Here is a 25,855-nt window from a genome sequence, read left to right on the forward strand (position 1 = left end):
CAAATGGTGGCAACCCTCACATCCTGGAGACCCCACCATGTCCGCCACCACCTTCGAGACCCCCACCCCGGGCCGCGCCCTTCGTATCGGCCTCTGGGCCGCACAGGGCCTGATCTTCTTCGTGTTCACCTCGGCCGGGCTGGTCAAGCTGCTCACGCCCATCCCTCAGCTCGCCGCGATGATGCCCTGGGCCGGCCAGTATTCCGAAACGTTCGTCCGAATCATCGGGCTGATCGACCTCGCCGGCGGGATCGGCATCCTGCTTCCGGCCCTGACGCGAATCCTGCCGCGGCTGACGGTGCTGGCCGCACTGGGCTGCACGGTGTTGCAGGTGTTCGCGCTCGCCTTCCACCTCTCGCGCGGCGAGGCCGATGTCACGCCGCTCAATGTCGTCCTGCTTGCGCTCAGCCTGTTCGTGTTGTGGGGACGCGGCCGCAAGGCGCCGATCGCGCCGCGTCAGTTCTGAGCGGCAGGAACGCCGCCGCCATGATGTCAGCCAATGGATGGTCCCGGAGGGGCCTGCTCGCCGGCACCGCGATCCTCACCGCGGGCGGCGCCGCCGCCAGGGAGGACCGTCTCGCCGACGGCGTCGTGATCCTGATCGACAGCAACGAGCCCTATGTCATGGGACATGCGATCAGCTACTCGGCCAACCTCGCAAAGCACTTCGCCGACAAGGGCGCGCGATTGCTAATCGAGGTCGTCGCCAACGGCAAGGGCATCGACGTCTTCCGGGCAGACAAGACTCCACTGGTCGAGCCGCTCGCGACGCTGCGGCAGTCGCTGCCCAATCTCACATACAGCATGTGCGCGTCGTCAAAGGCGATCGCGGAAGCCAAGGAGCAGGTCTCGATTCCGCTGATCGCGGGCGCGAGTCTTGTCCCGTTCGGGATCGGGCGCGTCGTCGATCTGCAACTGAAGGGCTGGGCCTATATCCATGCGTGAGGCGGCGCGCGGCACGACACTGTCCAGACGAGCGCTGCTGATGGCCGCGCCGGCGATCCTTGTCCCTCCGCGCGCAAGCCGCGCGCAGGGCGATCCCACCTGGCCGCCGGTGTTCGAGGCCGGCCGCAGCCAGTTCACGGTGGTGCGGCCGCGCGCGATGATGCCGCAGCTCAGGCTTCAGGACCTGCATGGAAAAGATGTTGTGCTGACGGCGCGGCCGGGCCGGATCACGCTCGTCAATTTCTGGGCGACGTGGTGCGCGGCCTGCCGGCTCGATCTGCCTGTGCTCGCAAGCCTCGCGGGATCACGGCCGGACCGGCTCGACGTCGTCGCGATCTGCACCGACACGAAGGACCTGCGCAAGATCCGTGCGTTCCTCGGCGGTCTCGCCGTGCAGAACCTCGCCTGCTACGTCGATGCGTACGGCACGGCGACGGAAGCCTCAGCCTCGGTCTTCACGCTCGTCGGCATGCCGGTGACCTATCTGGTCGGCGCGCGCAATCACGTCGAGGGTTACATCACCGGCGCACCCGACTGGCTCTCGCCGGCGGGCGCGCGGCTGCTGCAATTCTATCGCGAGCAAGCCTGATCCGCTCAATTCGGATGCCACCAGCGGCCGCCGATGACCACGCCTTCGGACGCGATCTTGCTGTTACCGATCAGGTGCTCGCCGACGACGTCCTCATAGTCGAACTGGCCTCGGCTGATCGAGATCAGCGTGGCGTCGCCGACGCAGCCCGGCTTGAGGCTGCCGAGCTCGGGGCGCCGCAGCGCCATCGCCGCGTTCACCGTCGAGGCCGCGATCACATCGGACAGCTCCATGCCCATGCACAAGAACTTCGACATGGTCGTCACCTGGTCGAAGGCCGGGCCATCGATGCAGAGCTGATGGATGTCGGAGGAGATAGTGTCCGGATAGAAGCCGTTGGCGAGCATTGCGCGCGCGGTCTTGAAGGCGAACGAGCCCTTGCCGTGGCCGATGTCGAACAGCACGCCGCGCTCGCGTGCATCCAACACCGCCTTCTTCACCGTGCCCTGCGCCGTCGCCGGCGTGTTGGGGAAGGGACGGAACGCATGGGTCAGCACGTCGCCGGGACGGAGGCGCGCCAGCACCTCCTCATAGCTCGGCGGCGGATGGTCGATATGCGCCATCAGGGGCATGCCGACCTCGTTCGCGACCTCGAGCGCGATGTCGAGCGGCACGACCCCTGAGGTGCCCGAGGAATGCAAGCCGACGCGCACCTTGATGCCGACGATGAGGTCGCGGTTGGCATCGGCGACCTTGGCCGCCTCGATCGGATTCATCAGCCGCAACTCCTCGCTCTCGCCGACCATGATCCGGTGCGAGAAGCCGAAGATGCCGGCATGCGAGACGTGCAGATAAGCGAGGATACGGACCTGGCTCGGCTCGATCACATGCTTGCGGAAGCCCGCGAAATTGCCGGGCCCGGCGCTGCCGGTATCCACCGCCGTGGTGACGCCGGAGAGGCGGCAGAATTCCTCGGCGTCGATGCCGAGCGAGGTGCCGCCCCAATAGACGTGGGTGTGGAGATCGATCAGCCCCGGCGTCACGATGAGCTGCGAGACGTCGCGCACCTCCGTGCCCGGATCGGCCTTCAGCCCGCTGCCGATCGCCGCGACCTTGCCGCCGGAAAAGGCAACGTCGGTCACGGCGTCGAGCTTCTGGGACGGGTCGACCACACGGCCGCCGCGCAGGATCAGGTCGAAAGGCATCATGGTCTCCGGATAGGGCAGTAAGGCGCGGCCGACATGTCGGCGTGGCCAGGAGGGAAGTCTGTTGCCTGTAGCAAGTTTTGCGCCGAAGAGCCCGCCAAATAGCGGCCATTGCCCATGACAAAATGGCGATCCCGGGAAGACTCGAACTTCCGACCTACGGTTTAGGAAACCGTCGCTCTATCCGGCTGAGCTACGGGACCGCGGAACCTGCGGGTGCGGGTTCGGCCCCCTCATAGCAGAGCAGGTTACGGTTCGCCAGCCGCATGGCGGGCCGGATCATCGTCAACCTGAACAAGGCGGCTGTACAATCGCGTCCAGGTCCCTCTCGGCGGAGCAGCTCACATGATCGAAAGCATCAGCGCCATCACGCTCGGCACGCATGACATGGGGCGCGCCGTGCACTTCTACCGTTCGCTGGGGTTCGAGCTCCTGTATGGCGGCGAAGGCGCTGCATTCACCAGCTTTCGCGCCGGCACCGGCTATCTCAACCTGACGGCGCAGCCGGACGACAAGCGCTGGTCCTGGTGGGGCCGCATCATCTTCTACGTCGACGACGTCGACGGGATCTACGAGCGCGCGCGCGGAGCCGGATGGCAGCCGTCGACCACGCCGCGCGATGCAGAATGGGGTGAGCGCTACTTCCATCTCACCGACCCCGACGGCCATGAGCTCAGCTTCGCGCGGCCGTTGTCCTGACCGAATAAGTCACGTCCGCTGACGTTCCCAACGCGCAAGTAGCGCTGTCTCAGCCGCCGTGGCAAGCTGGGCGCGGTTGCCTCAAGTGAGAATTGTATCTGGGTTCTAACCAGGGAGGACGACCATGGTAACCTATGTCGTGCTGGCGAACTTCACTGATCAGGGAGTCCGCAACGTCAAGGACTCGCCGAAGCGGGCCGACGCCTTCAAGGAGATGGCCAAAACGTTCGGCGTGAGCGTGAAAGAGATCGTCTGGACGCAGGGACGATATGACGTTGTAACCGTTCTCGAGGCTCCAGATGAGGCTGCCGCGATGTCGCTGAGCCTTAGTCTCAGCGCGCTCGGCAACGTCCGCACCGAAACGCTGCGCGCGTTTTCGGCGGCAGATATGACAAAGATCGTCGGCAAGATGCTCTGACGCTCAAGCCCGCGCGAGCGCAACGGACCCGGGATGGCAATCCCGGGAAGAGATTTCTTAGGCCTTGGCCGCGCGGGGAAACTGTCGCTCTATCCGGCTGAGCTGAGGGACCGCGGAACCTGCGAGGCAGGTTCGATCCCCCCTCGCAACGGAGCGTGATGCGGATCGCCAGCCGGCGAGACGAGCCCCCCGGTCCGCGGCCCGAGGAGATGGCAAACGAAATCAATAGTGATTCCAGTGGTATCCGCTGCCCCTTCTCCGCAGCTCCGGCGGGAGAAGGACGCTTGCCTCGCGCAATGGTCAAGGGCATGCTCGGGCTCCGTCGTGCCGGAGATCGAGACCCCTTGAGGTGAGCTATGTATCTTCCGCAAGAACCAGATCTTCTGATTGAGAAGGATGCGGACGGGGTTATTCGTGAGTTGCGCCATCTGCAAACGCCGGCGGTGGCCGACCCTGACGTGTCAGCGAAGCGAGCAGCGTTCGAGTATCTGAGGCTGGCGTCCCACACCGACCCGCCTTTGCTGCCGCTCAGCGACGACGATTTGGACCACCTCGACCACACGACCGACTCCGACGGACCAGGGCGATCCAACAAATCAAGATTTCGATGGTCGCAGCCGCGCGAACTGAAGCGCAACGGCGAGATCGAGACGACGATCGTCTGGTGTCAGCAAACAATTCCGATCAAGGTCGGGAGTACTGACTTCATCCCCGATGTTCGGGGTGGCAGCATACGTCTCGTCGTACACTACGGGCGGCAGACCGGCCGGTGGCAAATCACCAGTGCCCGATCAACGTTACTCATGCATGCCAATCTGTCGATCAAACCGGGCTTCGTGGAAAGGGCGTTTCGCCGTTTCGATCCGGAGTGGGCCGACAGCCTCCCCGCGGAACTGATCTCGGACTGGCTCGGCCCTGTTCTGGGCTTTGTGTCGCCGGACGCAATCGCAGATGGACAGCTCGTTGCGTATCATCGAAGCGGGCCCAGCACCGCGTACGAGGATGGCGGGCTTGGCTTGGCGGCTGCCGCCACCGTTTTCATGCCGATGGCGAGCGGCGACTCCATTGCGCACCAGGTCCTCTTTGATCCTCTCGAAGCCAGGCTTATCCGCAAGGCCCCGATCGCGTCGGGTTGCGCTGGATATGCCTTCCTCAGCGATCCCGACAGCAAGACAGGCGGCTTCAAGCTGCGCCCCGACAGCGGCGCCGACTTGCTCGATCACGAGCGCGATCCAGTCGGATTGCTAGATCTCGATCACGCCGGTGGCGGGCGTCGGAAGCTGTCGGGGCCGCGCGTGACCGTGCTCACGCCGGCGGCGCTGGGTGCTGACTATGATCCGCCGGTGCAGCGGCCTCCCTTCGCCTTCACGGCTCGAACCAACGAGTTCGCCGCGGTCAGCGCCTACTGTCATTGCGATTCAATGATGCAACTGGTCCAAGGATTCGGGTTTGTTCTGAAAGACTATTTTGGAAAGGTTGCACTACCGTTGACCGTCGAACATCGAGCCAAGATGTTGACGGGCTCGGGAGCCCATGACGGCCGTGGCATCAATGCCTATGTGACCCCGTTCCGCGCCGACCAAACGGCGACAGAGTGGGACGTCAGGATGTTGTTCGGGCTTGCGGATTTCGCGGACACTTGGAAGCACCCTCTTGGGCTTGTCGCCGACGTGCGCTTCGTCTGGCATGAGTTCTGCCACGTCCTGATCCTGGCTGCCACTGGCTCGACCGAATTCGACTTCGCGCACAGCGCCGGTGACGCGCTCGGCGCGATCATGTGTGATCCGGCGTCAAAGCTCCCGAAGGCGTGGCGAGGGGTGACGTTCCCCTTCATCCAGCTGCCGTTGCGGCGCCACGACCGTGACGTCAAGAAAGGGTGGGGTTGGAACGGCACTCTGTACGAGAAACCCAATCCGACCTACGGGTCGCGCGATCCCGCCGGCTACAACTCCGAGCAGATCCTGTCGACCACCCTGTTCCAGCTCTATCTCGCCGCTGGCGGCGATGCGGTTCGCCCCGACGAGGCGCCGGATGTCGACGCCCGCACGGCGACTGCATACTACATTGCTTACCTCATCGTACGCGCGATCGCGTCGCTCGGTTCCGTCGCGACGCAGCCGACCCGCGAGGCGAGCCAGTTCGCCACAGCCTTGATGGACGCCGATGTCGGCACACCTTATCTCGACTACGACGGATCGAGGCGGCTGGGCGGAATGCTTCACAAGGTTGTCCGCTGGGCTTTTGAGCAACAAGGTCTTTATCAGACGTCTTCGCCCGGCCAGAACACGCCGGGCAGCGCACCGCCGATTGACATCTACGTCGATGACGGCCGTGGCGGGCAATACAAGTACTGCAACCACTGGCACGCACTCCCTGCTGTTTTCTGGGTCCGCAACGCCGCGGACGGCCAGTCGGATGATCAGACGCCGCGCCCGGGCTATGTGAACTATGTCTACGTCAAACTTGGGAATCGCGGCGCCCAGATCGCGACCGCGGCATCGGTGGATGTTTTCACAGCCGTCGGCAACTATGCAGACACTTGGAATGCCCAATCGGGCCAGTGGTCGCCAGTGCACCGAAACAATACGACGATGGATGTATCACCCGGTGAACCATCCGCGATCTTTGGGCCGTTTGAGTGGACTCCACAGGCAGGAAAGAGAAACGCTTTGCTCGTCCGCGCGACGGTCAAAGGCGACCGCAGCAACATTGATGCGGGGTCTAACCTGCCTGTAGCCACCGGTCCCGTGGTCGTCGCGGACCTTGTCCGCGCCGACAACAATCTCGGTTATCGGGAGTGGACCCTCTCGTAGAGCTTGCGCCGATCTGGACCGGCGTTCCCTCAGGATAGACGGTCATCACCTCTCGCAATGCCACCTAAACCGGAGCGATGGCAGGGGCTATTGCTGCTGGTTGGCTCCACTCATTCTTGGCCCGTTCGAGCAGCTCTTTGATCTCGGAGTTGGCAGGCAGAGCCATGATCTTTGCCTTGCACTTCGTGGCAATGAACTCGCCTGCTTCGGTATCGCTTCGGTAGTGAACTCCCGCCCTTTCACGGTTGAGCGCGACCCGCTTTGCAAGCCAGTACAGCTCTTCTTTGTAGGCAGGCGCTACCTCCTCGAGGAAAAGCGACATGAGCCAGCTCTGTAAGGAATGACCGCTTGGAAATGAAGCATGCGCTGGTGGGCCGAAAGCCGGCAGCAGGCCTGGGCAGGCGTAGGACGGTCGCGTTCGGTGGTACTTGACCTTGTAAAAGGCCGCCACGATCTGGCCGATTCGGACCGCAAGATTCATGACCACCAGCGTATTGTGGTGCTCACGATTGTTGACGGCCATCAGGCTCACCCAGTATCCGGGTGCATTGTCATGCTGCGCAACGATTTCGCCCATGTAGCGCTCGCGATCGGTCTGCATGAGCAGCTGTAGCTGGATGATCTCGCGGGCCACAAAATCCTGATAGCCCGCCGTGCCCGGCTTCCAATCGAGCAGCCTGGGCCGCTCCGCGACGATGTCCGCGTCGATCGTGTCCCAATTGGTGGCTCTTATGAACTCCGTGAGAGGGAGCAGACAAAGAACGTCAGGATCCCACGGTCCGACCCTGTCTTTCCAGCATTCCTTGGGCAGCAATTGGTCCGGGAAACTCGGATCGGTATTCGGCCCAAGGTCGTATTGCAGGGTCAGGGGTCGGAAGCCGAGCTCGGGTGGCGTGGCGCCGAAGGCCATACCCATGCCCATGCCCATGCCCATCCCCATCCCCATACCCATCCCCATACCCATGCCCATTCCCATGCCCATTCCCATGTGATCCTCCAGAGCTGTCGCTACAGAACCTTTTCGTTGCTGAGAAGCGATCGAGCGCCGTGGCGCAATTCATCACGTACGTTAACGAGGCAGCCCGGCTTCAATTAATCGCTCGCCCAAAAGCGCTAGCCGATCCGGCTGCTTGATCGGGTACCAACTGCAATATTTCTCAACCGAGAACGAGGGATCGATCCTCATGTGTGCGGCGCCAACTTCGCGCGCCCGCTCGAGCGAGCCGGCGGCGACGAGGCTCGCGGCAAGAAGCCGCAGATTAGCGGCAAACTGCGGAGCCGCCGCCATGACCTTCGTGCCCCAGTGCACGGCATCGTCGAAGGTCTCATTGGTGTAGTGCGCGTTGGTGAGCGCCGACTGATAGAAATAGGCGTACGGATCGAGCGGCGACAGCGATATGCCGTAAGACGCGCGCGCCACGGCACGCGGTCCATCGCCGAGATAGCAGTATGTCGATGCGCTCAGGGACCACGCAATAGCGGAATTGGGCGTTCCTCCAATGGCACGGTCGAAAGCATCGATGGCACGGTCATACGCACCGAACAGAAACGAATTGATGTGCCCGAATATCGCGAGCGCCATTGGGTCCGACGGCTCGAACTCGAGCGCGCGCGACGCAAGCCGAAATGCCTCGCGGGAATCGGCCTTGAAGTCGGTGGAATGCCCCTCGCCGATGTGCAGGATGTACCATTTTGCCATCAGGGCATAGGCCGCCGCATATTGCGGATCATGGTCGAGGGCGCGTTCGAACAGGCTTCGCGCCGCAAGCATGTCGTCATGACCGAGGCGATACAGGCGATACATGCCCTGCAGGACCAGGTCGTAAGCGTTCATGCTCTGCGGCGCCTTGCGCTCGGCATGCTGCAGCTCGGAGATATGGATATGCGGCAGGAGCGCGTATGCGATGCTCGTTGCGATCTTCTCCTGCACGTCAAACAACTGGCTGATCGACGCCTCGTACTGGTTGGTCCACAGCATGGACCGCGTATCGACATCGATCAATTCCACCCGCATCCGCAGCACCTCGCCGTGACGCTTGAGCGTTCCCGTGACGAGATATCGCACGCCAAGGCGATGGCAAACGGCAGCAGGGTCGACGGTAGGACCGGTGAACCCAAGTGTGGACGTGCTGGATACGACGAACAATTCGCGAATACCCGCCAGCGAGGCGACGATATCGTGGACGATTCCCTGCGCGAGATAGGCATCCGCCGCCTGAAGGCCGAGCATCTGCAGCGGCAATACTGCCACGGACGGCTTGAGCGAATGGGCCACCGAGATTGTCGGAGCCCGCAGGTCGTGATGCGCTATCTTGAATGCCCGGATGCGCCGCTCGATATTCTTGAGCGTGAGGAATCCCAGATCGGCGGCTTGGTAGCGCAGATGATCCTTCACCTGATCGTGAATGGCCCCGGAAATCACGACCCCGCCCGGGCCGGCGAATTCCTGAAGCCGGGCTGCAATATTGACTCCGTCCCCGTAGATGTCGTCACGCTCGGCGATGACGTCGCCGACATTTGCCGACATCCTCAACTGCAGCGGGTTGCTACCGGCTGATGACGATTCGGCCAGATGCATCTGCATGCCGAGTGCGAACCTGATTGCGTCAACCGGATTCCCGAACTCCAGCAGTAAGCCGTCACCGGTACTCTTGATTACCTCACCGGCATTTGAAGCGACGCGCGGCTCGATAACGTCCGATCGCATCGACATCCATCGTTGATGCGTGCCTTCCTCGTCGCTTCCCATCAGCCGGGAATATCCGACGACATCGATGAAAATCGTAGCTGCAGTACGCCTTCTCGGCCGCCCTTGATCCGAGCCGTTGTCCGGGGACGTGTTGTCGACACTGATCATCATCACTGGCGCAACAACTCTGGGGCGGCCACAACCATTGTGACGCCGAAAGATTGTAGCAGACAAGCACAGTCAGGCAAATGCAAGGCCTGCCTGGCAGAGTCCCTCGGTTGAGCCAGGCCAATCGCCTGCCGCGTCACAGAGAGCGGGCCGAAAAGCCACTCTCAACACGACGAACGAGAATACCCGTTTTCCCCACCGCCAGGGCGCGATCGAAAGGCTTTCGCAACCTTACGTCGCGCCGAAGCCGCCGTCGGCAGGATTGTCGAGGATGTGGAATTCGTCCTTCTGGCCCAACGATGCCTCCCTTTTGATCAGGACTTGCCGTAGGAGCCCTGATAGCGGCCCTCGCGGATCGCCTTCATGGTCTCCTCCTCGCGCGCAACCTGGGCGCGCACCGCCTCCAGCAGCGCCGCCGCGCCGGCGGTGGGAAACGACACCACGCCATCCTCATCGCCGACGACGATGTCGCCGGGCGAGATCACGCTGCCGCCGACCGACACAGGCACGTTGATCTCGCCGGGGCCGTTCTTGTAGGGCCCGCGGTGGATCACAGCGCGGGCATAGCAGGGGAAGTCGTCCGCGGCGAAGGCCGCAACGTCGCGGATCGCGCCGTCGATCACGTAGCCTTCGGCTTTGCGCCACTGCGCGATGTTCTTCATGATCTCGCCGACCAGCGCGCGGGTCTCGTCGCCGCCGCCATCGACCACGATGACGTCGCCGGGACCGACCAGCTCGAGCGCGCGGTGAATGGCGAGATTGTCGCCGGGACGGGTCCGCACCGTGAAGGCCGTGCCCACCAGCTTGCCGCCGCGATGATAGGGTTTGAGCCCCACCGCGCCCGGCAGCCTGGCGAGATTGTCCGAGATCACGGACGTAGGCGCACCTCGAAAGCCCTCGATGATATCGGCCGGCGGCTTCGGCACGCTGTTGGCTGCGATGGTGATGGTCATGTCAAAGAGTCCTTTCGTGAATTTTCTTATTCGGCGTGCGCCCGCGCCTTCGCCGGCCAGATCCGGAAGGCGCGCCCTTCCTTCATCCACGCAGCGCGCTCGTCGCGCAACAGCGTGCGACGAACTTTTCCGGAATCATCGCGCGGCGGGGCCACCAGCGCGGCACGTCGGACAGCGGCAGCAGCATCAGGCGTTTCCACTTCGTCTTCCTGGCGGCGCCTCGGGGTGAGGCGATCGCGGTGCGAAGTGTAACCGCCGGAGCCGGAGCTTCAAGGCAGCGGCGTCAGCGCTCCGCGCCGCAGCCCGGAATATCGAACAGCGCCGCGAGCCCGCATTTCGAGGTCAGCATCTTGTCGCCGTCATGACCGACGCCGGCGACATCCCAGACCCTGTGATTGGGCGTGCCGTGGTCGCGCTTGGCCATCGCGTCCACGTAAGCGTGGCCGCGGGCGTAACGATAAGGCCCCTGCGCCTCTGCCATGCAGCTCTTGTCCAGCGCGGAATGCTTCGGATTGGTGTCGAGCGTGCCGAGCAGATAGATCACCTCGCGCTCGACATAGCGCTGTTCCAGTGCCGCCGGCGTCGCGTCGGCGAGATAGGGCGGACGGTCGCCCATGCCGTATTTCCAGTTGTTGTAGCCCGGACAGGATGCAGCAATTGCCGGCATCGGCCGGTCGGCGCTGAAATAGGCATAGGACGAGGGATTGGCGACGACATAGCGGATGTCGATGTGCTGGCGCGACAGCGCCGCCTCGCCCTTGCCGGCGATGGCATAGCGCTGCGCGACCTGCCCGCCGCCGGAATGGCCGGCGACCACGACCTGCTTCAGGTTCGGGAAGATGCGCCGGTCGGAGAGTTTTGCGAGGATCGCATCGAGTGCCTCGAACGAGGAGACCGGATTGGGCGCAAGCGCGGCATCGCCGCCCTCCCATCCCTCCAGCGACCAGCGCAACGTGTCCTCCGGCAATTTGTGCGCGTCGATATCGATCTCCGCCAGGAACTGCGGAACGATCATGAGCGCGCTCTTGCCATCGTCGCCCGCTGCGGCCTGCGCGTTGTTGGCCGATATGTAATATTCGTCGGCGTTGCGCAGGCGTCCGTGCAGCACGATGATCGCGCGCGAGATCGCCGGCAACGGCATCGACCAGTCGCGGGAGAGGTAGAGCGGCAGCATTCCCCGGCCGCCGACCGAGAGCCGCGCATCGCCGACCGCCTTCACCGGCTTGCGGTTGGGCGCATCCTCGTCCGCCGCGAAGGCATGGCCGCAAATCAGCACCAAGGCGAGTGCGGCAAATCGGGCCAGCGCTCTCATGACGGAGATTCTCCCCCAAATTCAGATCGATCAAACTGTAAGCGCATCCTATGCCGCGCGGCTGTGACTCCCGCGCCACGTCAAGCAAAAAATGTCAGCATTGCAGCCATGAAATTCCCGGGTTCCATGGGTGACAAGCCGGCGATAAAGGGGCAAAAATTGGCCCGACTCAGTTCGGGTTGAGTTTTGCAAGGAATGCACTCGTAGAATGTCGGTCGTGTTTGCATCGCGTCGTGCGGCGCTTCTCGTTGCCGCAGCAGGATTTTTTCTGCTGACGCACACGCATGCCCAGGCGCAATGGTGGAAGCGCGCGCCCGTCGACTTCGAGGAATGCGCAGATGCCGCCGAGAAGGCCGCAACCAAGGCCGAGAAGACATCCGCACTTGCCGACTGCAACGCCAAGTTCGCCGGCCGCCGCAAGGCAGGCGGCGGCTACACCTATTACGACTTCCTCCAGGACCGCACCTTCGACATCGCAGGTCCCAACCCGACGCCGGAAGAGCAGAAGAAGATCGACGAAGCCTACACCGGCTATCTCGCCAATCAGCGCCGCAGCAACGAAGCGGCCCAAGCCACCGCGCGTCAGCAGCGCGAGCAGCAGGAAAAACAGGCGCAGCAGTTCCAGCAGGTCGCGCTGCGGACCGACGTCGAGCGCGTGCCCGTCCCGGTCGAGCGACCGAAGGTGCAGCAGACCGCTGGCCAGAGGCCGAAGGGCGCGCCCTGCACCAAGGGCTCGTTCTCCTGCGAATGGCCGCGGCTGTCGGAAAGTTTGAACGAACTGAAGAAGCTGTTCAATCCGACACCGAGCAAGCCGGCGGCGAAGAAGGGGTGAGCTGAGGGTTCGTCATCGCGGGTACTACGGGGCGAACGTCGAATCACGCGATTTGTATTCCGCCGCGGCCACACACTCCGTCGTCGTCCCGGCGAAGGCCGGGACCCATCACCCCAATAAGTAGTCGTAGCGCGAGACTCGTAACCACGAGTCTTCGCAAAACAACTCCCTGTGGTTATGGGTCCCGGCCTTCGCCGGGACGACGACTGAGGATGTGGCGCCAACCTGCGCGCACGCGACCCCGCGCGTCAGTTCGGCTGCTTCTTCTTGCTGCGCTTCGGTTTGACCACCGGCGCATCCGCTGGCGCCGTCGCCGGTGAACTGCCCAACTGCGACCTGCTCTCCTGCAATCGCCTGTCATAGCCAGGAGAGTTCATGACCGTCGGCGGCCGGGCTTCCGCAAGCGTGGCCGCGCCGCAGAGCACGGCCAGTGCGAATCCGATCATCGAGAAACGCCTCATCGTTGCTCCTCCGGTCGCGCGGCATGCACTCAGGCGCTACCCGCGAATCTGCTGCGGCGTCAGCCCGGGCGGGCCGTTGCCAGCGACTTCAGCCTCCTTGACCAGCGCAACAATGCGGCGCATCAGCGGCACATCGACATTGTTCTGCTCTGCAAGCGCGATGACCGCGCCCTGGAGATAGTCGATCTCGGTCTTGCGGCCCTGCTTCAGATCCTGCCACATCGAGGAGCGCGCCTCGGGATCGATCTTCATGGTCCGCCCCAGGATCGCGTTGAAGATCATGTCGGGCAATTTCAGCAATGTCGGCGTCAAGTTCAGCGGGATCGGCGTCGCTGAGACCGGATTGAGGCCGGCGGCCTTCATCGCGGCCAGCCCCTCTGCCATCTGGTCGGCAAACAATTTTCGCCAGTCGCGGTTTGCCAGTTGCGCGGCGAGCGGCATGTCCGACAAGGCGCTGAGCGCGTTGTTCAGGTTGATGATCAGCTTGCCCCATTGCACGCCGGTGATGTCGCTGCTCGCGCGCATCGAAAGGCCAGCCACCGAGAGCGCGCCGGCCGTGTTCCCGGCGTCCTCTCCGACATGGATGTCGCCGGAGGTCGAGCGGTGGAAGCGGCCCTCGCCCATCGCGATCACGTTGAACGGCACCATGCCGGCCAGCACGGGCCGGCCGCCGAGGCGCTCGCGCAACACCGCGACATTGCCGACGCCGTTTTGCAGGGACACGATGACGGCATCCTGCGGCGCGTGCTGCGCGATCTGCTCCGCGACATCGGCGGTGTCGGCGCTCTTCACCGTCACCAGCACGATGCCGGCGCTGTGGAAGATCGAAGGGTCTTCCGACAGCGCGAGCTGGCCGGCCCCGAGCTTCTTCTCGGAGCCGTCGAAATCGGTCAGCCGCAGGCCGAACCGCTCGATCTCGGTCTTCACCCGCGGCCGCACCAGCAGCGCGACGCGGCGGCCGCCCGCCGCCAGCATGCCGCCGACGAAACAGCCGATGGCGCCGGCGCCGGCCACCACGATCGGTCGATCCGTAACCACTGACCTCGCTCCCTGAATGACCGGCCTTCGATAGCAGAGGCGAGGCCAGCTGCCCATCGCGTCGCAGCCGCCTTGTAACCGTCATGCGAGCCCCATATGTTCTCGCCCCGGGGGCAGTCACCGGCGAGCACTCGCCGGACGAGACGCCAAAGGAGAGCACCATGGGTCTACTCGACGTCCTCAACGGCATGCAGAACGGCCCGCGCGGCCCCAGCACACCCAGCTCCGAGAAATCCTCCGGCGGCATGTCGCCGATGACCATGGCGCTGCTCGGCTTGCTCGCCTGGAAGGCATTCAAGCATCTGACGGCTGGCCAGCCGGATGCGGCGCCTGCCCCGCAGCAGCGCTCACCGCTGCCGCCTCCGACGCCTGTCAATACTGGCAACGCCACGCTTCCCGGAGGAAGCGGCGGCGGTCTCAGCGATCTGCTCAAAGGCGGCCTCGGCGGCCTGCTCGCAGGCGGCGCGGCCGGCACCGTGCTGAGCGGCGGCCTCGGCGATCTCCTCAATCAGCTCCAGCAGGGCGGCCACGGCGAGGCCGCGAATTCCTGGGTCGGCAAGGGCGAGAACAAGCCGATCGCGCCCGGCGATCTCGCGAGCGCACTCGGCGCGGACCAGATCGAGAGCCTGTCCGCCCAGAGCGGCCTGTCGCGCGAGGAGCTGCTCTCCGGCCTCAGCCAATATCTGCCGCAGGTGATCGACCACCTGACGCCGGACGGACGGCTGCCGACGGAGAACGAACTCTCGGGCAGAATTTAGTCGAAGATTGATCTGCGCGTTCTCGGGAAGGGGAGCATTGTCATGAGCATGGGCGGCCTGTTGTGGATCATCGTCGTCGGCTTCATCGCCGGCCTCATCGCGCGCTGGCTCGCGCCGGGGCCGAACAATCCGAGCGGCTTCATCCTCACCACCATCCTCGGCATCGCCGGTGCGTTTCTGGCGACGTTCATCGGCCAGGCGATTGGCCATTACGGCCCGGACCAGGGCGCCGGCTTCATCATGGCCACGATCGGCGCGGTGGTGGTGCTGTTCATCTGGCACCGGCTGGTGGCGAGCGGCGTGATAAAGGGGTAGTTGCTGTCATTCCGGGGCGCGCAAAGCGCGAACCCGGAATCTCGAGATTCCGGGTTCGATGCTAACGCATCGCCCCGGAATGACGTCGTGTAGCATCACGTAATCAAATGCATCCCCGCATCCATGCGCACGACCTCGCCGGTCATGTTGCTGGAGGCCGGCATCGCCAGGAAGCAGACGAGCTGCGCGATGTCCTCCGCGCTCGAGGCGACCTTGAGCGGCACCTTCGCCACCACGCTGTCGCGCACCTGCTTTGCGCCGGCCTCGCCGCGGCCCTTGGTGAACCAGGGCGTGTCGATATAGCCGGGACACACCGTGTTGACGCGGATCAGCGGCGCCAGCGCGCGCGACAGCGACAACGTCATCGTGTTGAGCGCGCCCTTGCTCGCGGCATAGGCGATCGACGAGCCGACGCCGCTGATGCCGGCGACCGACGACACGTTGACGACCGCCGACGCCCGCCCCGACGCCTTCGCGCCGGCTTCCAGCAGGCTGCGCGCCGCACGCACCATCTGGAACGGGCCGATGGTGTTGACGCCGTAGACGCGCTGGAAATCTTCCGCCGACAATCCGTCGAGATCGGCGTGCGCGACATGCTTGGTGGTGCCGGCATTGTTGACGAGCACGTCGAGCCGGCCCCAGCCGCTGGCTGCCGCAACGATCTTGCGGCAATCCACATCCTTGGAAACGTCGCCCTGGGCGACCAGGACTTCCGCAGCGCCCGCGTTGCGGCAGAGCTCTGCCGTGGCCTCGGCTTCCTTCTGGCTCGACGAATAGTTGATGACGAGCCGCGCCCCGCTCCGCGCGAGAATTTCCGCGGTCGCTGCGCCAAGTCCGGATGCGGACCCCGTCACGATTGCGCACAAGCTGTCTTTGGCCATCCGGATTTCCTTCCCCTGTATCTGATGCAAGCCTTGGGTCGCTGGCCCTGTTTAGCGAGTTTGGCGTACCCTGCAAATCGAGCAAACTCCGCTAAGCGGAATTAGTCCAGATCACCTCTCGCGCCCATGCCGGTGCCGCAGATGGGCTTGCGATCAACGCTTGTCAGGGCCATGGCTTTTTCAGATCATCGGGCGCAAGAAGAGACCGCGCGCCGGCTTGACCTGGCGGGACGCGCCAATGGCAAAGCACGGGGAACGCTGTGGCGGAGAGTGACAATATCGTCGTCGAGACCGCGGAAAAAATCTTCGCCGATCTCGCCGATCCGCAAACCATCAACAACGACAAGAAGGATTCCTGGCAGGCGCCGCTGTGGCAGGCGCTGAGCGAGGCCGGACTGCCGCTGTCCTGGGTGCCCGATGATCTCGGCGGCTCCGGCGCGAGCCTTGCCGACGGCTTTGCGCTGCTCAACGCTGCCGGCCGCTTCGCGGTCGCGGTTCCCCTCGCCGAGACCATGCTGGCGGGCTGGCTGCTGGCGCAGGCCAGGATTTCTTCGCCGGAAGGCGAGATGACGGTCGTTCCGGCGTCGCCGAAGGATCGCATCACGCACGATGCCGACGGCGCGCTCTCCGGCCGCGCTCGCGGCGTGCCCTTTGCCAAGGCGGCGAAGCACTTTGCGGTGCTGGCGCACGGCAAGGATGGGATCTCGATTGCTTTGGTCGATGCGGGCAAGGCCCGGATCGAATCCGGACTCAACGTCGGCTACGATCACAGCGATACCGTGGCGCTCGACAAGGTCCAGCCCATCGCCGTCAAGCCCGTGAAGGGCTTCGACCAGACCACGCTCATGCTGATGGGCGGTGTCGCGCGCAGCCTTCAGATCGCGGGCGCGCTGGAAGCGATGCTCGACATCTCGGTGCGCTATTCCAACGAGCGCGTCGCGTTCGAGAAGAAGATCTCGAAATTCCAGGCCGTGCAGCACAACCTCGCCCGTCTCGCCGGCGAATCCGCCGCCGCGCTTGCGGCCGCGACGTCCGCGGCCGACGCCATCGCGAACGCAAAGTCATTCGACGACGAGGTCTACCTCGAGGCCGCCTCGGCAAAGATCCGCTGCGCGGAAGCCGCGGAGAAAGGCGGCGCCATCGCGCACCAGGTGCACGGCGCCATCGGCTTCACCAGCGAGCACATCCTGCACCGGTATTCGCTGCGGGCGCTGGCCTGGCGCGACGATTTCGGTTCGGAAAGCCACTGGGCCGTCGAGCTCGGCAAGCTGGTGGCCAGGCGCGGCGCCGACGAATTGTGGCCGCTCGTGGCTTCGCGTTGATCGGGAGACGAAACACATGACCGCTGCCCTCCGTTTCGATCCGATCCGCCTGCCCGAGAAATGCGAGCAATTGCGCAAGGAAGTGCGCGCCTTCCTCGCCGAGGAAATCGCCGCCGGCACCTTCGATCCGCACAAGCCCAACCGCGAAGACACCGACGTGCCTGAATTTTCCCGCCGGGTCGGTGCCAAGGGCTGGCTGGGCATGACCTGGCCGAAGAAATACGGCGGCCAGGAGCGCTCCTTCCTCGAACGCTACGTGGTGACCGAGGAGATGCGCGTGGCCAATGCGCCGACGCGGCGCTTCTTCGTCGCCGACCGCCAGAGCGGACCGGTGCTGCTGAAATACGCCCCTGAACACATCAAGATGGAGATTCTGCCGCGCATTTGCCGCGGCGAGATCTGCTTCGCGATCGGCATGAGCGAGCCGAACTCCGGCTCGGACCTGTTCGCGGCGAAGACGCGAGCGACCAAGACCGACGGCGGCTATCTCATCAACGGCACCAAGATCTGGACCTCGTCGGCGCACATCGCCGACTACATGATCGCGATCTTCCGGACCTCGCCGCCGACCAAGGAGAACCGCCGTCACGGCCTGACGCAGTTCTTGGTCAAGATGAAGCAGCCGGGCATCAAGGTGAACCCAATCGGCCAGATCACCGGCCAGTACGAGTTCAACGAGGTCGTCTTCACCGACTTCTTCGTACCCGATGATCACGTGCTCGGCGAAGTCGACGGTGCGTGGAAGCAAGCCACATCGGAGCTCGCCTATGAGCGTTCGGGCCCCGAGCGTTTCCTGGAAACCTACTACGTTCTGACCGAGCTCGTCCGCGCGGTCGGCCCCAATCCGGACACGCGCAGCGCCGAAGGCATCGGCCGACTGGTGGCGCAGCTCCACACCATGCGGCGCATGTCGGTCTCCGTTGCCGGCATGCTGCAAGCCGGCAAGGAGCCCGTGGTGGAAGCGTCCATCGTCAAGGACATCGGCACGGTCTGGGAGCAGCAGCTTCCGCATCGTGTGCGCGACCTCGCCGCTTTCGTCGAGGAGACCGCGACCAACCGCGAGACGCTGGAGCGGCAGCTCGATTTCGCCATCAAGACCGCACCGAAACTCACCATCCAGGGCGGCACCACCGAGGTGCTCCGCGGCATCATCGCCCGCGGGCTTGGCTTGCGCTAATTCAATCGAGGACCATCATGAGCACCTATACAGATATCGGCGTCGAAAGGGTCGGGCACGTCGGCACCATCGAGATCCGCCGTCCGCCGCTCAACTTCTTCGACATCTCGCTGATCAACCAGATCGCGGATGCGCTCGACGAGTTCGACCGCGACATCGAGATCCGCGCCTCGGTGCTCTCGGCGCAGGGCAAGGCGTTCTGCGCCGGCGCCAATTTTGGCGACCCGGCGCGACAAGCCCAGGAAGCGCGCGAGGCTAACAAGAAGGGCGATCCGGCGGACAATCTTGGCCCGATCAGCCATCTCTACATCCAGGCCGTGCGTATCTTCCGCGCCAAGAAGCCGATCGTCGCGGCCGTGCAGGGCGCAGCCATCGGCGGCGGCCTGGGTCTCGCGGTGTCCGCGGATTTCCGCGTCACCTGCCCGGAAGCGCGCTTCTCCGCGAACTTTACAAAACTCGGCTTCCATCCCGGCTTCGGTTTGACCGTGACGCTGCCGGATCTGATCGGCAAGAACAACGCCGAGCTGATGTTCTACACCAGCCGCCGCGTCACCGGCGAAGAAGCGGTCAAATGGGGGCTCGCCAACCAGTTGGTGCCGCAGGACCAGGTGAAGTCGGCCGCGATGAAGCTCGCCGGCGAAATCGCCGAGTGCTCTCCGCTCGGCCTGCTGTCGACCCGCGCGACGATGCGCGCCAGCCTCGCCGACCGCGTCATGGCCGCGACCAACCACGAGCTCGCCGAGCAGACCCGCCTGCGCGCAACGGAAGACTTCAAGGAAGGCGTCAAGGCCACGGAAGAACGGCGCGCGGCGAATTTCAGGGGGCGGTAGTCAACGTATCGCGCCGGTGCTTCGGCAACCTCTCCTGTCGTCCCCGCGAACGCGGGGACCCATAACCACAGGGAGGAGTCGTCGCGCAAGCTGGTAACTCCGAGTCTTCGTCAAACCACACCCTGTGGTTATGGGTCCCGGATCTGCGCTTCGCTTGTCCGGGACGACGGCGGTGGGTGTAGCGGCTACTTCCGCCCCACCACAAGCGCATCCACGATCGTCACGCCCTGCCCTTCGGCGTGCACCAGCACCGGGTTGAGCTCGATCTCCGCGATGTCCCTCGCGTGGCGCGCGGCGAGCACGGAGATGTCGGCGATCAGTTGCGATAGCGCCGCAACGTCCGCCTTCACAGCTCCGCGAAAGCCGTTCAAGAGTGGCGCCGCCTTCAATCCCGCCAGCATCGCGCTCGCTTCTTCCGCGCCGACCGGCGCCGGGCGATAAGCGACGTCACGGAACAGCTCCGTGGTGACCCCACCGAGACCCACCATCACCATCGGGCCAAAAGTCTCGTCTGTCATCGTTCCGACGATGATCTCGATGCCCCGCTTTGCCATCGGGCCGACCAGCACGCCCTGGATCACGGCCTCAGGCCGGTGCTTGCGCGCACTGCCCAGCAGCGCCTCGAACGCCAGAAACACCTCGCCCTTGGCGGCGATGTTGACGCGCACGCCGCCGACCTCGCTCTTGTGCGCGATATCGGGCGACTGGATCTTCATCACCAGCGGCAGGCCGACGCGGGCGACCGCTTCATCGAGCCCGGCCTTGTCCTTCACCAGCACCTCGTCCGGCAACGCGATGCCGGCGGCGCGCAGCAACGCCTTGCTGTCGGCCTCCGACAGAACCGGCGAGGTCAGATGCACGGAGAGATCGCGCGACGGCGGCCGTGCCTCGTCCGCAGACTTCGGCAGCTCGAATCGGGCGTAGTCGACGAGCTGCCGCATCGCGACGCCGGCATGGGTCAGACCCGAGAGCACGACGACGCCGGATTTGGCAAGCTCGCGCCGCGCGAAGTCGGACGGCACCGTGTAGGAATAGAACACCACCGGCTTGTGCTGCGCCGCCAGCACCGGCGTCAGTTCGGCCTCGTTGAACGGCTTGCGCACCTCGCTCGACAGCGACAGCACGACCAGGATCGCGTCGACCTCGTCGGAGGCCGTGAGCATATCGACGCTCTTCTGGAGACCGCCCGACGTGACGCCCTGCGCGGTGACGTCGATCGGATTGCGCGCGGTGCCGTAGGACGGCATCAGCGTCTTGATCTCCGCCTGGATCCGCTCGGACAATTCCGGCACCTGCAACCCCCGCAGCGCCACCGCATCCGCGCCCCAGATGCCGGCGCCGCCAGAGACGGTGACGACGGCGACGCGATCGCCCTTCGGCAACGGGTTGCTCGCCAGCACTGCGGCGATCGTCAGCGCTTCGTCCAGATCGTTGGAGACGATGAAGCCGTATTTCGCGAACACCGCGTCATAGGCTGCCGACCAGCCGGCCATGCTCGCGGTATGCGAAGCCGCGGCGCGCTGACCTGCGCCGGAGCGGCCGACTTTCGTCACGATGACAGGCTTCTTCATTTCAGCCGCCCGCCGCGCCGCCGCGAGAAACTTGTCGACGTCGCGGATGCCCTCGATGAACAGCAGGACCACGTCGGTCGAGGCGTCCTGCACCAGATAGTCCAGGAACTCGCCGGCGCCGAGATCGGATTCGTTGCCGGCGCTGACGACGTAGCTCACGGTGACACCGAGCGCCCGCGCGCGGTGATAATAGGCAAAACCGATGCCGCCGCTCTGCGCGACGATGCCGATCCGTCTTTGCGTGGCGATGAGCGGCACCAAACCGGGCTTGACGTCCACGGCCGGGCTGAACGTCGCCGCCACGCGCTGCATCCGGCTGAAAAAGCCCTCAGCGTTGGGGCCGGAGATCCGCATGCCCGTATGCTTGGCCAGCGCCGCGATCGCATCCTGCATCGCCGCACTGTCGCCGCCCTCCTCCGCGAATCCGGAAGAGATGATGACCGCGTTCTTGACGCCGGCGGCGGCGCATTGCTCGAGCGCAGGCAGCACGGTACGGGCGGGAATGATGACGACGGCGAGATCGATCGGCGCACCGATCTCCGCGATCGATTTGTAGCAGGCGAGCCCGTCGATCTCGGCGTAGTTCGGGTTCACCGGGTAGATCTTTCCGGGATACTCGTTCTTGCGCAGCATCGACAAGAGCCGCCCCGGGATCTTCTCGTGATCGCGGGAGGCGCCGATCAGCGCGATGCTCGCGGGCGAAAAGAAGCTGTCGAGCGGATGCGGCATGTTGAACCCTTGCTCTTGTCTCTATCCGTCATCCTGAGGCGCGAGCCGCGCGGTGCACAGCACCGTGCGGGGAGCCTCGAAGGATGAACGGCCCCGCCGTGGCCGTCGCCCTTCGAGGCTCGCCGAAGGGGCGAGCACCTCAGGGTGACGGATAACGGTTGAGGGATCAACTCACCCGGAAGGTTACGCCGCCCAACAGGAATTCATTGCCCGCCACCGCATGGCCCTTCGCCCTCGCCGCATGCAGCACCTGCGCGACATCGGCGACCCGAAACTCCAGCGCGCTCATGATCTCGCTGGCGCCCTTCACAAAGCGGAAACTGGCGTTGGGCAGTTTCAGCTCGGCAACGCCGTTGCTGGCGGCATTGGGCGCAACCCCGATGATCCTGCCCCAATGCTCCGCAAGTCCCTGCGGCTCCGGGCTCTGCATCTCGACGCCGGTCAGCGCCTGCGTCACATCCTTGCGGATGAATTTTTGCCAGTCCGGTCCCGCCGGCGGATAAGGGCCCAGAACGTCGTCGCTGCCTTCGGTGTGGTTGAACTCGATGAAGGCCGCGCGGCAATCGCGCGGATGGAGTTGCACGCCGTGATAGGGCGCATGGTCGATCACGTTCGCCGTGCGCACGCCGAGCGCGTTGGCGTTGCGGCCGCGCTCGTCCGGATCGTCGCAGCAGAAGATCGCCATATAGCCGCCGCGGCCGCCGGTCTTCTCGATGAAGCGGCCGGCGGTGGTGCCGGCCTTGAACGGCGCCACCACTTCCAGCAGGATCGTGTCGACCGGAAGCAGCGCGTTCTCCAGGCCGTATTTCGCGACATTGCCGTCGCGATAGCAGACGGCGAGGCCCATGATCTCCGCGATGTCGGAGATGACAGGCGCGAGCTGCGGCGCGACCAGGCAGATCTGTCGCAAGCGCACATAGGGCGCCATGGTCATGCGCCCTTGAAGGTCGGTTTGCGCTTCTCGACGAAGGCCTTTGCGGCCTCCTTGTGGTCCTCCGTGTCGCCGCAGCGGGTGTGATGGATCGCCTCGCCGTCGAAGCAATCCTCCAGCGCCAGGTGCTCGGCATTGTTGATGTTGCGCTTGATGAAGCCGAGCGCGATCGAGGGGCCCTGCGCTAGCGACAGCGCGAGCTCGTGGGCAGCAGTGTCGATCTCGGCGTCGGGCACGACCTTGGTCACCATGCCGATCGCATGCGCCTCCTTCGCCGTCAGCACCGGCGACATCAGATAGAGCTCGCGCGCCCGCGCGCTGCCGAGCAGCTGGGTCAGGAAATAGGTGCCGCCATAATCGCCGGAGAAACCGACCTTGGCGAAGGCGGTCGTGATCTTGCAGGATTCGCTAGCGATACGCAGATCGCAGGACAGCGCCATCGACAGGCCCGCGCCGGCCGCGGCACCATCGAGCTGCGCCACCACGGGTTTCGGCATCTGGTGCAGGATGCGCGAGACCTCCATGCCGCGGCGCAAATTCGCAAGCTTCTGCTCGAACGGCAGCGGCGCGCGGCCCTCCGCCATCGACTTGACGTCGCCGCCGACGCAGAAGGAGCCACCGGCGCCCTTGAACAGCACCGCGCGCACCTCTGGATCGTCAGCCGCGCGCCGCGCCGCCTCGACCAGCCCGCGCACCATGTCCGGGTTGAGCGCGTTCTTCCGTTCGGGGCGATTCATCGTGATGGTGAGCAGCCCGCCTTCGAGCTTTTGCAGGACCATGTCGTTGCTCATGGGACGTCTCCCTCTTGTTGTTTGTTTTGGTCGTCGTTCCGGGGCGCGCCGACCGCTAGATTGTCGTTCCGGGGCTCGCGAAGCGAGAACTATGGTGCGCAATTGCGCACCTGAGAACCTTGAGATCCCGGGTTCTCGCTTCGCGAGCCCCGGGATGACGGCGTGACTTCGTCACGCCGTCACTTCTTCACCAGCGGGCAGCGCGACTGCTCCAGCGACTGGAACGCTTCGCTGCCGGGCACGGTGGCGAGCAGCTTGTAGTCGTCCCAGCGGCCCTTGGACTCCGACGGCTTCTTCACCTCGAACAGGTACATGTCGTGGATCATGCGGCCGTCCTCGCGGATCTTGCCACCCTTGGCGAAGAAATCGTTGATCGGCGTCTCTTTCATCACCTTGATGACCGCAGCCGCATCCGTCGTATCCGCCGCCTTCACGGCTTTCAGATAATGCGTCACGGACGAATAGACGCCGGCCTGCGCCGAGGTCGGCGGCCGCTTCATGCGCTCGGTGAAGCGCTTCGAGAAAGTGCGCGTGTCGTCGTTGAGGTCCCAGTAGAAGGCTTCCGCCAGCAGCAGGCCTTGCGCCGTCTCCAGTCCGATCGAATCGATATCGGTCACGAAGGCCAATAGCGGCGAGACCTTCTGGCCGCCCTTGGTGATACCGAACTCGGCAGCCTGCTTGATGGCATTGACGGTGTCGCCGCCGGCGTTGGCAAGGCCAATCACCTTGGCCTTGGAAGCCTGGGCCTGAAGCAGGAAGGACGAGAAATCCGACGTGTTGAGCGGATGGCGCACGCCGCCGAGCACCTTGCCGCCGGTCTTGGTGACGACGGCGCTGGTGTCCTTCTCCAGATCCTGGCCGAAGGCATAGTCGGCGGTGAGGAAGAACCAGGTGTCGAGGCCCGATTTCACCGCCGCAAGGCCGGTCACATTGGCCTGGCCGTAGGTGTCGAACACGTAGTGCACGGTGTAGGGACCGCAGGCCTCGTTGGTGAGACGGATCGAGCCCGGGCCGTTGAACATGATGATCTTGTTGCGCGCCTTCGCGATCTCGCCGGCGGCAAGCGCGGTCGCGGAGGCCGCGACGTCGTAGATCATCTCGACGCCCTGGTTGTCGAGCATGTCGCGGGCGATGTTGGCGGAGAGATCCGCCTTGTTGAGATGGTCGGCCGCCAGCACCTGGATCTTGCGTCCCAGTACCTCGCCGCCGAAGTCTTCGACGGCCATCTTGGCTGCAGTCTCGCTGCCGGGACCGGTGATGTCGGCATAGAGGCTCGACATGTCGAGAATGCCGCCGATCTTCAGTGGCGGCTTGTCCTCGGCCTGCACGGCGCTCGCACTCAGCGCAAACGCAGCGGCAAAAATGCCCGGCAAAATTCTCTTCATCGAAAAGACCTCCCTTATCGCGCCGTGCTCTGATGGCGGCTTGGTTATTGCTTTTGGCTATCGCTATTGCCTATCGCTATTGCCGCAATCATGCCGCATGCGCGAGAGGGCAGCAAGCGCGAGGGGCGTGCAGGTCGCGCGATCGTCGCGCGTTTTCCGCAAAGCGGAATGGTGGGATGACGCAAGATGTTTCCGCATCGTCATTGCGAGCGCAGCGAAGCAATGACGGAGTGTGAGGAAGCCTCTTCGCGACCCGCTACGCATGGGTTAAAGCTGGAGCGTAACGCAACCTCTCCGGGCAACGTGACACGATCACTCATCCTCAGCGCCGCAGCGCTACTCGTCTTCGCGTCTGGTGATGCGTTCGCGGCGCCGTGCCAATTCGAGTCCCAGGGCGAAGGCCACGTCGCCGCGATCGTCGATGCCCGCAGCGTGCGTCTCGATGACGGCCGCGAGGTGCGCCTCTCCGGAATCGAACCGACCGCGACGACGAAGCAGGCGCTGGCCTCGCTGCTCGTCGGCCGCGACGTGACGCTGCGGAGCGCTGACGACACGCCCGATCGCTATGGGCGCCAGGGCGGGCTGGTCTTCATCGGCGAAAGCGACACCCCGGTGCAGGCGATGCTGCTGGCCCAGGGCGAGGCCATCGTTTCCGCCGAGATCGCCGACAAGGACTGTGCGGCCGCCCTGATGTCGTCGGAGGCCGAGGCGCGGCGCCAAAGAAAGGGCAACTGGGCTGACCTGTCGGCCATAAAAAACGCGGAAAGTCCGGACGATATTTTGGCCGGGATCGGGCGCTTTGTGGTGGTCGAGGGCAAAGTCCTGTCGGTCCGGCAAGCTGGGGCAATGACCTACCTCAACTTCGGACGGAACTGGACACGCGGCTTTGCCGTGACTATTTCAAGGCGCGCGTTACCGGCGTTCGAAAACGCCGGGGTTGCCATTAAGTCCTTGGAAAATCGACGTATTCGAGTCCGGGGCTGGGTTGAGGGGAATACGGGGCCGCGTATCGATGTGCGCCTCGTGGGACAGGTCGAGTTGCTGAGTGCAAACGAGCCGACAGGGGTAAGGCCTTAAACGGGCCGGGCACGGGTTAACGACGT

General features: G+C 64.5%; 25 protein-coding genes and 1 tRNA gene. 13 read left to right on the forward strand and 13 right to left on the reverse strand.

Features of this window, described 5'->3' with window-relative positions; translation table 11 throughout:
* Positions 1-37: 37 nt before the first annotated feature.
* Genes A3M7_RS0118010 through A3M7_RS0118020 form a run of 3 tightly spaced genes read left to right on the forward strand, consistent with a single transcriptional unit; the run spans position 38 to position 1,534 of the window.
* On the forward strand, positions 38-466 hold the full coding sequence (locus A3M7_RS0118010) for a DoxX family protein (RefSeq protein ID WP_027545185.1): 429 nt from the start codon (positions 38-40) through the stop codon (positions 464-466).
* A 20-nt stretch (positions 467-486) separates the two neighbouring features.
* On the forward strand, positions 487-945 hold the full coding sequence (locus A3M7_RS0118015) for a DsrE family protein (RefSeq protein ID WP_027545186.1): 459 nt from the start codon (positions 487-489) through the stop codon (positions 943-945).
* Entirely contained in the window at positions 938-1,534 is a 597-nt protein-coding gene (locus A3M7_RS0118020; protein WP_027545187.1) for a TlpA disulfide reductase family protein, read from the forward strand. Before A3M7_RS0118015 ends, A3M7_RS0118020 begins: the two co-directional genes overlap by 8 nt.
* A gap of 5 nt (positions 1,535-1,539) precedes the next feature.
* On the opposite strand, the gene A3M7_RS0118025 is transcribed toward A3M7_RS0118020, so the two are convergent.
* Together A3M7_RS0118025 and A3M7_RS0118030 are read right to left on the reverse strand one after the other, a co-directional pair.
* On the reverse strand, positions 1,540-2,679 hold the full coding sequence (locus A3M7_RS0118025) for an amidohydrolase/deacetylase family metallohydrolase (protein ID WP_027545188.1): 1,140 nt from the start codon (positions 2,677-2,679) through the stop codon (positions 1,540-1,542).
* A gap of 126 nt (positions 2,680-2,805) precedes the next feature.
* Positions 2,806-2,882: transfer RNA gene (locus tag A3M7_RS0118030), tRNA-Arg, on the reverse strand.
* Between the two features lie 142 nt (positions 2,883-3,024).
* Between A3M7_RS0118030 and A3M7_RS0118035 the strand changes: the two genes are divergently transcribed.
* From A3M7_RS0118035 to A3M7_RS0118045, 3 genes are all read left to right on the forward strand, one after another.
* Positions 3,025-3,378: a VOC family protein gene (locus tag A3M7_RS0118035; protein WP_027545189.1), complete on the forward strand. Its 354-nt coding sequence runs from the start codon at positions 3,025-3,027 to the stop codon at positions 3,376-3,378.
* 124 nt (positions 3,379-3,502) lie between these two features.
* Positions 3,503-3,796: a GYD domain-containing protein gene (locus tag A3M7_RS0118040; protein ID WP_027545190.1), complete on the forward strand. Its 294-nt coding sequence runs from the start codon at positions 3,503-3,505 to the stop codon at positions 3,794-3,796.
* Between the two features lie 356 nt (positions 3,797-4,152).
* Complete coding sequence (locus tag A3M7_RS0118045; protein ID WP_027545191.1) at positions 4,153-6,609, forward strand: hypothetical protein; 2,457 nt, start codon at positions 4,153-4,155, stop codon at positions 6,607-6,609.
* Positions 6,610-6,673: 64 nt separating this feature from the next.
* Here A3M7_RS0118045 and A3M7_RS0118050 read toward each other — a convergent pair whose 3' ends face one another.
* From A3M7_RS0118050 to A3M7_RS0118070, 4 genes are all read right to left on the reverse strand, one after another.
* Positions 6,674-7,597: a phosphatase PAP2 family protein gene (locus tag A3M7_RS0118050; protein WP_027545192.1), complete on the reverse strand. Its 924-nt coding sequence runs from the start codon at positions 7,595-7,597 to the stop codon at positions 6,674-6,676.
* A gap of 81 nt (positions 7,598-7,678) precedes the next feature.
* Positions 7,679-9,469 carry an adenylate/guanylate cyclase domain-containing protein gene (locus A3M7_RS0118055; protein ID WP_027545193.1) on the reverse strand — a complete coding sequence of 597 codons (1,791 nt, stop codon included), beginning with the start codon at positions 9,467-9,469 and terminating at the stop codon, positions 7,679-7,681.
* Between the two features lie 311 nt (positions 9,470-9,780).
* On the reverse strand, positions 9,781-10,419 hold the full coding sequence (locus A3M7_RS0118060) for an RraA family protein (protein ID WP_027545194.1): 639 nt from the start codon (positions 10,417-10,419) through the stop codon (positions 9,781-9,783).
* Positions 10,420-10,702: 283 nt separating this feature from the next.
* Positions 10,703-11,731 carry an alpha/beta hydrolase gene (locus A3M7_RS0118070; protein ID WP_027545195.1) on the reverse strand — a complete coding sequence of 343 codons (1,029 nt, stop codon included), beginning with the start codon at positions 11,729-11,731 and terminating at the stop codon, positions 10,703-10,705.
* Positions 11,732-11,939: 208 nt separating this feature from the next.
* Here A3M7_RS0118070 and A3M7_RS49685 point away from each other — a divergent pair, with 208 nt between their 5' ends.
* Entirely contained in the window at positions 11,940-12,563 is a 624-nt protein-coding gene (locus A3M7_RS49685; protein ID WP_027545196.1) for a hypothetical protein, read from the forward strand.
* A gap of 248 nt (positions 12,564-12,811) precedes the next feature.
* On the opposite strand, the gene A3M7_RS0118080 is transcribed toward A3M7_RS49685, so the two are convergent.
* Together A3M7_RS0118080 and A3M7_RS0118085 are read right to left on the reverse strand one after the other, a co-directional pair.
* Positions 12,812-13,024 carry a hypothetical protein gene (locus tag A3M7_RS0118080; protein ID WP_027545197.1) on the reverse strand — a complete coding sequence of 71 codons (213 nt, stop codon included), beginning with the start codon at positions 13,022-13,024 and terminating at the stop codon, positions 12,812-12,814.
* A 36-nt stretch (positions 13,025-13,060) separates the two neighbouring features.
* Positions 13,061-14,062, reverse strand: coding sequence for a 2-dehydropantoate 2-reductase (locus tag A3M7_RS0118085; protein WP_027545198.1), 1,002 nt, complete (start codon positions 14,060-14,062; stop codon positions 13,061-13,063).
* 161 nt (positions 14,063-14,223) lie between these two features.
* Between A3M7_RS0118085 and A3M7_RS0118090 the strand changes: the two genes are divergently transcribed.
* Positions 14,224-14,820 carry a YidB family protein gene (locus A3M7_RS0118090; RefSeq protein WP_027545199.1) on the forward strand — a complete coding sequence of 199 codons (597 nt, stop codon included), beginning with the start codon at positions 14,224-14,226 and terminating at the stop codon, positions 14,818-14,820.
* A 42-nt stretch (positions 14,821-14,862) separates the two neighbouring features.
* Positions 14,863-15,135: a GlsB/YeaQ/YmgE family stress response membrane protein gene (locus A3M7_RS0118095; RefSeq protein WP_083926312.1), complete on the forward strand. Its 273-nt coding sequence runs from the start codon at positions 14,863-14,865 to the stop codon at positions 15,133-15,135.
* Between the two features lie 95 nt (positions 15,136-15,230).
* On the opposite strand, the gene A3M7_RS0118100 is transcribed toward A3M7_RS0118095, so the two are convergent.
* Complete coding sequence (locus A3M7_RS0118100; protein ID WP_027545200.1) at positions 15,231-16,016, reverse strand: SDR family NAD(P)-dependent oxidoreductase; 786 nt, start codon at positions 16,014-16,016, stop codon at positions 15,231-15,233.
* A 260-nt stretch (positions 16,017-16,276) separates the two neighbouring features.
* Between A3M7_RS0118100 and A3M7_RS0118105 the strand changes: the two genes are divergently transcribed.
* Genes A3M7_RS0118105 through A3M7_RS44420 form a run of 3 tightly spaced genes read left to right on the forward strand, consistent with a single transcriptional unit; the run spans position 16,277 to position 19,345 of the window.
* The gene (locus tag A3M7_RS0118105) at positions 16,277-17,338 is read left to right on the forward strand and encodes an acyl-CoA dehydrogenase family protein (protein WP_027545201.1); all 1,062 of its coding nucleotides are present in this window, start codon (positions 16,277-16,279) and stop codon (positions 17,336-17,338) included.
* 16 nt (positions 17,339-17,354) lie between these two features.
* Positions 17,355-18,515 (forward strand): acyl-CoA dehydrogenase family protein, encoded by a 1,161-nt coding sequence (locus A3M7_RS0118110; RefSeq protein WP_027545202.1) that lies wholly within the window; start codon positions 17,355-17,357, stop codon positions 18,513-18,515.
* 17 nt (positions 18,516-18,532) lie between these two features.
* Positions 18,533-19,345 carry an enoyl-CoA hydratase/isomerase family protein gene (locus tag A3M7_RS44420; protein ID WP_049823510.1) on the forward strand — a complete coding sequence of 271 codons (813 nt, stop codon included), beginning with the start codon at positions 18,533-18,535 and terminating at the stop codon, positions 19,343-19,345.
* 185 nt (positions 19,346-19,530) lie between these two features.
* Here A3M7_RS44420 and A3M7_RS0118125 read toward each other — a convergent pair whose 3' ends face one another.
* From A3M7_RS0118125 to A3M7_RS0118140, 4 genes are all read right to left on the reverse strand, one after another.
* Positions 19,531-21,645, reverse strand: coding sequence for an acetate--CoA ligase family protein (locus A3M7_RS0118125; protein ID WP_027545203.1), 2,115 nt, complete (start codon positions 21,643-21,645; stop codon positions 19,531-19,533).
* A gap of 166 nt (positions 21,646-21,811) precedes the next feature.
* Positions 21,812-22,573: a hypothetical protein gene (locus tag A3M7_RS0118130; RefSeq protein WP_027545204.1), complete on the reverse strand. Its 762-nt coding sequence runs from the start codon at positions 22,571-22,573 to the stop codon at positions 21,812-21,814.
* 2 nt (positions 22,574-22,575) lie between these two features.
* Positions 22,576-23,367, reverse strand: a complete 792-nt coding sequence (locus A3M7_RS0118135; RefSeq protein WP_027545205.1) for an enoyl-CoA hydratase — start codon at positions 23,365-23,367, stop codon at positions 22,576-22,578.
* A 179-nt stretch (positions 23,368-23,546) separates the two neighbouring features.
* Positions 23,547-24,752 (reverse strand): ABC transporter substrate-binding protein, encoded by a 1,206-nt coding sequence (locus A3M7_RS0118140; RefSeq protein WP_027545206.1) that lies wholly within the window; start codon positions 24,750-24,752, stop codon positions 23,547-23,549.
* A gap of 222 nt (positions 24,753-24,974) precedes the next feature.
* Between A3M7_RS0118140 and A3M7_RS0118145 the strand changes: the two genes are divergently transcribed.
* Positions 24,975-25,829 (forward strand): thermonuclease family protein, encoded by an 855-nt coding sequence (locus A3M7_RS0118145; RefSeq protein ID WP_027545207.1) that lies wholly within the window; start codon positions 24,975-24,977, stop codon positions 25,827-25,829.
* The last annotated feature ends 26 nt before the right edge of the window (positions 25,830-25,855 follow it).

Source organism: Bradyrhizobium sp. WSM2254, assembly GCF_000472645.1.
GTDB lineage: Bacteria > Pseudomonadota > Alphaproteobacteria > Rhizobiales > Xanthobacteraceae > Bradyrhizobium > Bradyrhizobium niftali.

Coding starts and splice junctions, on each gene's coding strand:
- A3M7_RS0118010 (WP_027545185.1), top strand. CDS start 38: ATGTCCGCCACCACCTTCGAGACCCCCACCCCGGGCCGCGCCCTTCGT.
- A3M7_RS0118015 (WP_027545186.1), top strand. CDS start 487: ATGATGTCAGCCAATGGATGGTCCCGGAGGGGCCTGCTCGCCGGCACC.
- A3M7_RS0118020 (WP_027545187.1), top strand. CDS start 938: ATGCGTGAGGCGGCGCGCGGCACGACACTGTCCAGACGAGCGCTGCTG.
- A3M7_RS0118025 (WP_027545188.1), bottom strand. CDS start 2,679: ATGCCTTTCGACCTGATCCTGCGCGGCGGCCGTGTGGTCGACCCGTCC.
- A3M7_RS0118035 (WP_027545189.1), top strand. CDS start 3,025: ATGATCGAAAGCATCAGCGCCATCACGCTCGGCACGCATGACATGGGG.
- A3M7_RS0118040 (WP_027545190.1), top strand. CDS start 3,503: ATGGTAACCTATGTCGTGCTGGCGAACTTCACTGATCAGGGAGTCCGC.
- A3M7_RS0118045 (WP_027545191.1), top strand. CDS start 4,153: ATGTATCTTCCGCAAGAACCAGATCTTCTGATTGAGAAGGATGCGGAC.
- A3M7_RS0118050 (WP_027545192.1), bottom strand. CDS start 7,597: ATGGGAATGGGCATGGGAATGGGCATGGGTATGGGGATGGGTATGGGG.
- A3M7_RS0118055 (WP_027545193.1), bottom strand. CDS start 9,469: ATGATGATCAGTGTCGACAACACGTCCCCGGACAACGGCTCGGATCAA.
- A3M7_RS0118060 (WP_027545194.1), bottom strand. CDS start 10,419: ATGACCATCACCATCGCAGCCAACAGCGTGCCGAAGCCGCCGGCCGAT.
- A3M7_RS0118070 (WP_027545195.1), bottom strand. CDS start 11,731: ATGAGAGCGCTGGCCCGATTTGCCGCACTCGCCTTGGTGCTGATTTGC.
- A3M7_RS49685 (WP_027545196.1), top strand. CDS start 11,940: ATGTCGGTCGTGTTTGCATCGCGTCGTGCGGCGCTTCTCGTTGCCGCA.
- A3M7_RS0118080 (WP_027545197.1), bottom strand. CDS start 13,024: ATGAGGCGTTTCTCGATGATCGGATTCGCACTGGCCGTGCTCTGCGGC.
- A3M7_RS0118090 (WP_027545199.1), top strand. CDS start 14,224: ATGGGTCTACTCGACGTCCTCAACGGCATGCAGAACGGCCCGCGCGGC.
- A3M7_RS0118095 (WP_083926312.1), top strand. CDS start 14,863: ATGAGCATGGGCGGCCTGTTGTGGATCATCGTCGTCGGCTTCATCGCC.
- A3M7_RS0118100 (WP_027545200.1), bottom strand. CDS start 16,016: ATGGCCAAAGACAGCTTGTGCGCAATCGTGACGGGGTCCGCATCCGGA.
- A3M7_RS0118110 (WP_027545202.1), top strand. CDS start 17,355: ATGACCGCTGCCCTCCGTTTCGATCCGATCCGCCTGCCCGAGAAATGC.
- A3M7_RS44420 (WP_049823510.1), top strand. CDS start 18,533: ATGAGCACCTATACAGATATCGGCGTCGAAAGGGTCGGGCACGTCGGC.
- A3M7_RS0118125 (WP_027545203.1), bottom strand. CDS start 21,645: ATGCCGCATCCGCTCGACAGCTTCTTTTCGCCCGCGAGCATCGCGCTG.
- A3M7_RS0118130 (WP_027545204.1), bottom strand. CDS start 22,573: ATGGCGCCCTATGTGCGCTTGCGACAGATCTGCCTGGTCGCGCCGCAG.
- A3M7_RS0118135 (WP_027545205.1), bottom strand. CDS start 23,367: ATGAGCAACGACATGGTCCTGCAAAAGCTCGAAGGCGGGCTGCTCACC.
- A3M7_RS0118140 (WP_027545206.1), bottom strand. CDS start 24,752: ATGAAGAGAATTTTGCCGGGCATTTTTGCCGCTGCGTTTGCGCTGAGT.
- A3M7_RS0118145 (WP_027545207.1), top strand. CDS start 24,975: ATGACGGAGTGTGAGGAAGCCTCTTCGCGACCCGCTACGCATGGGTTA.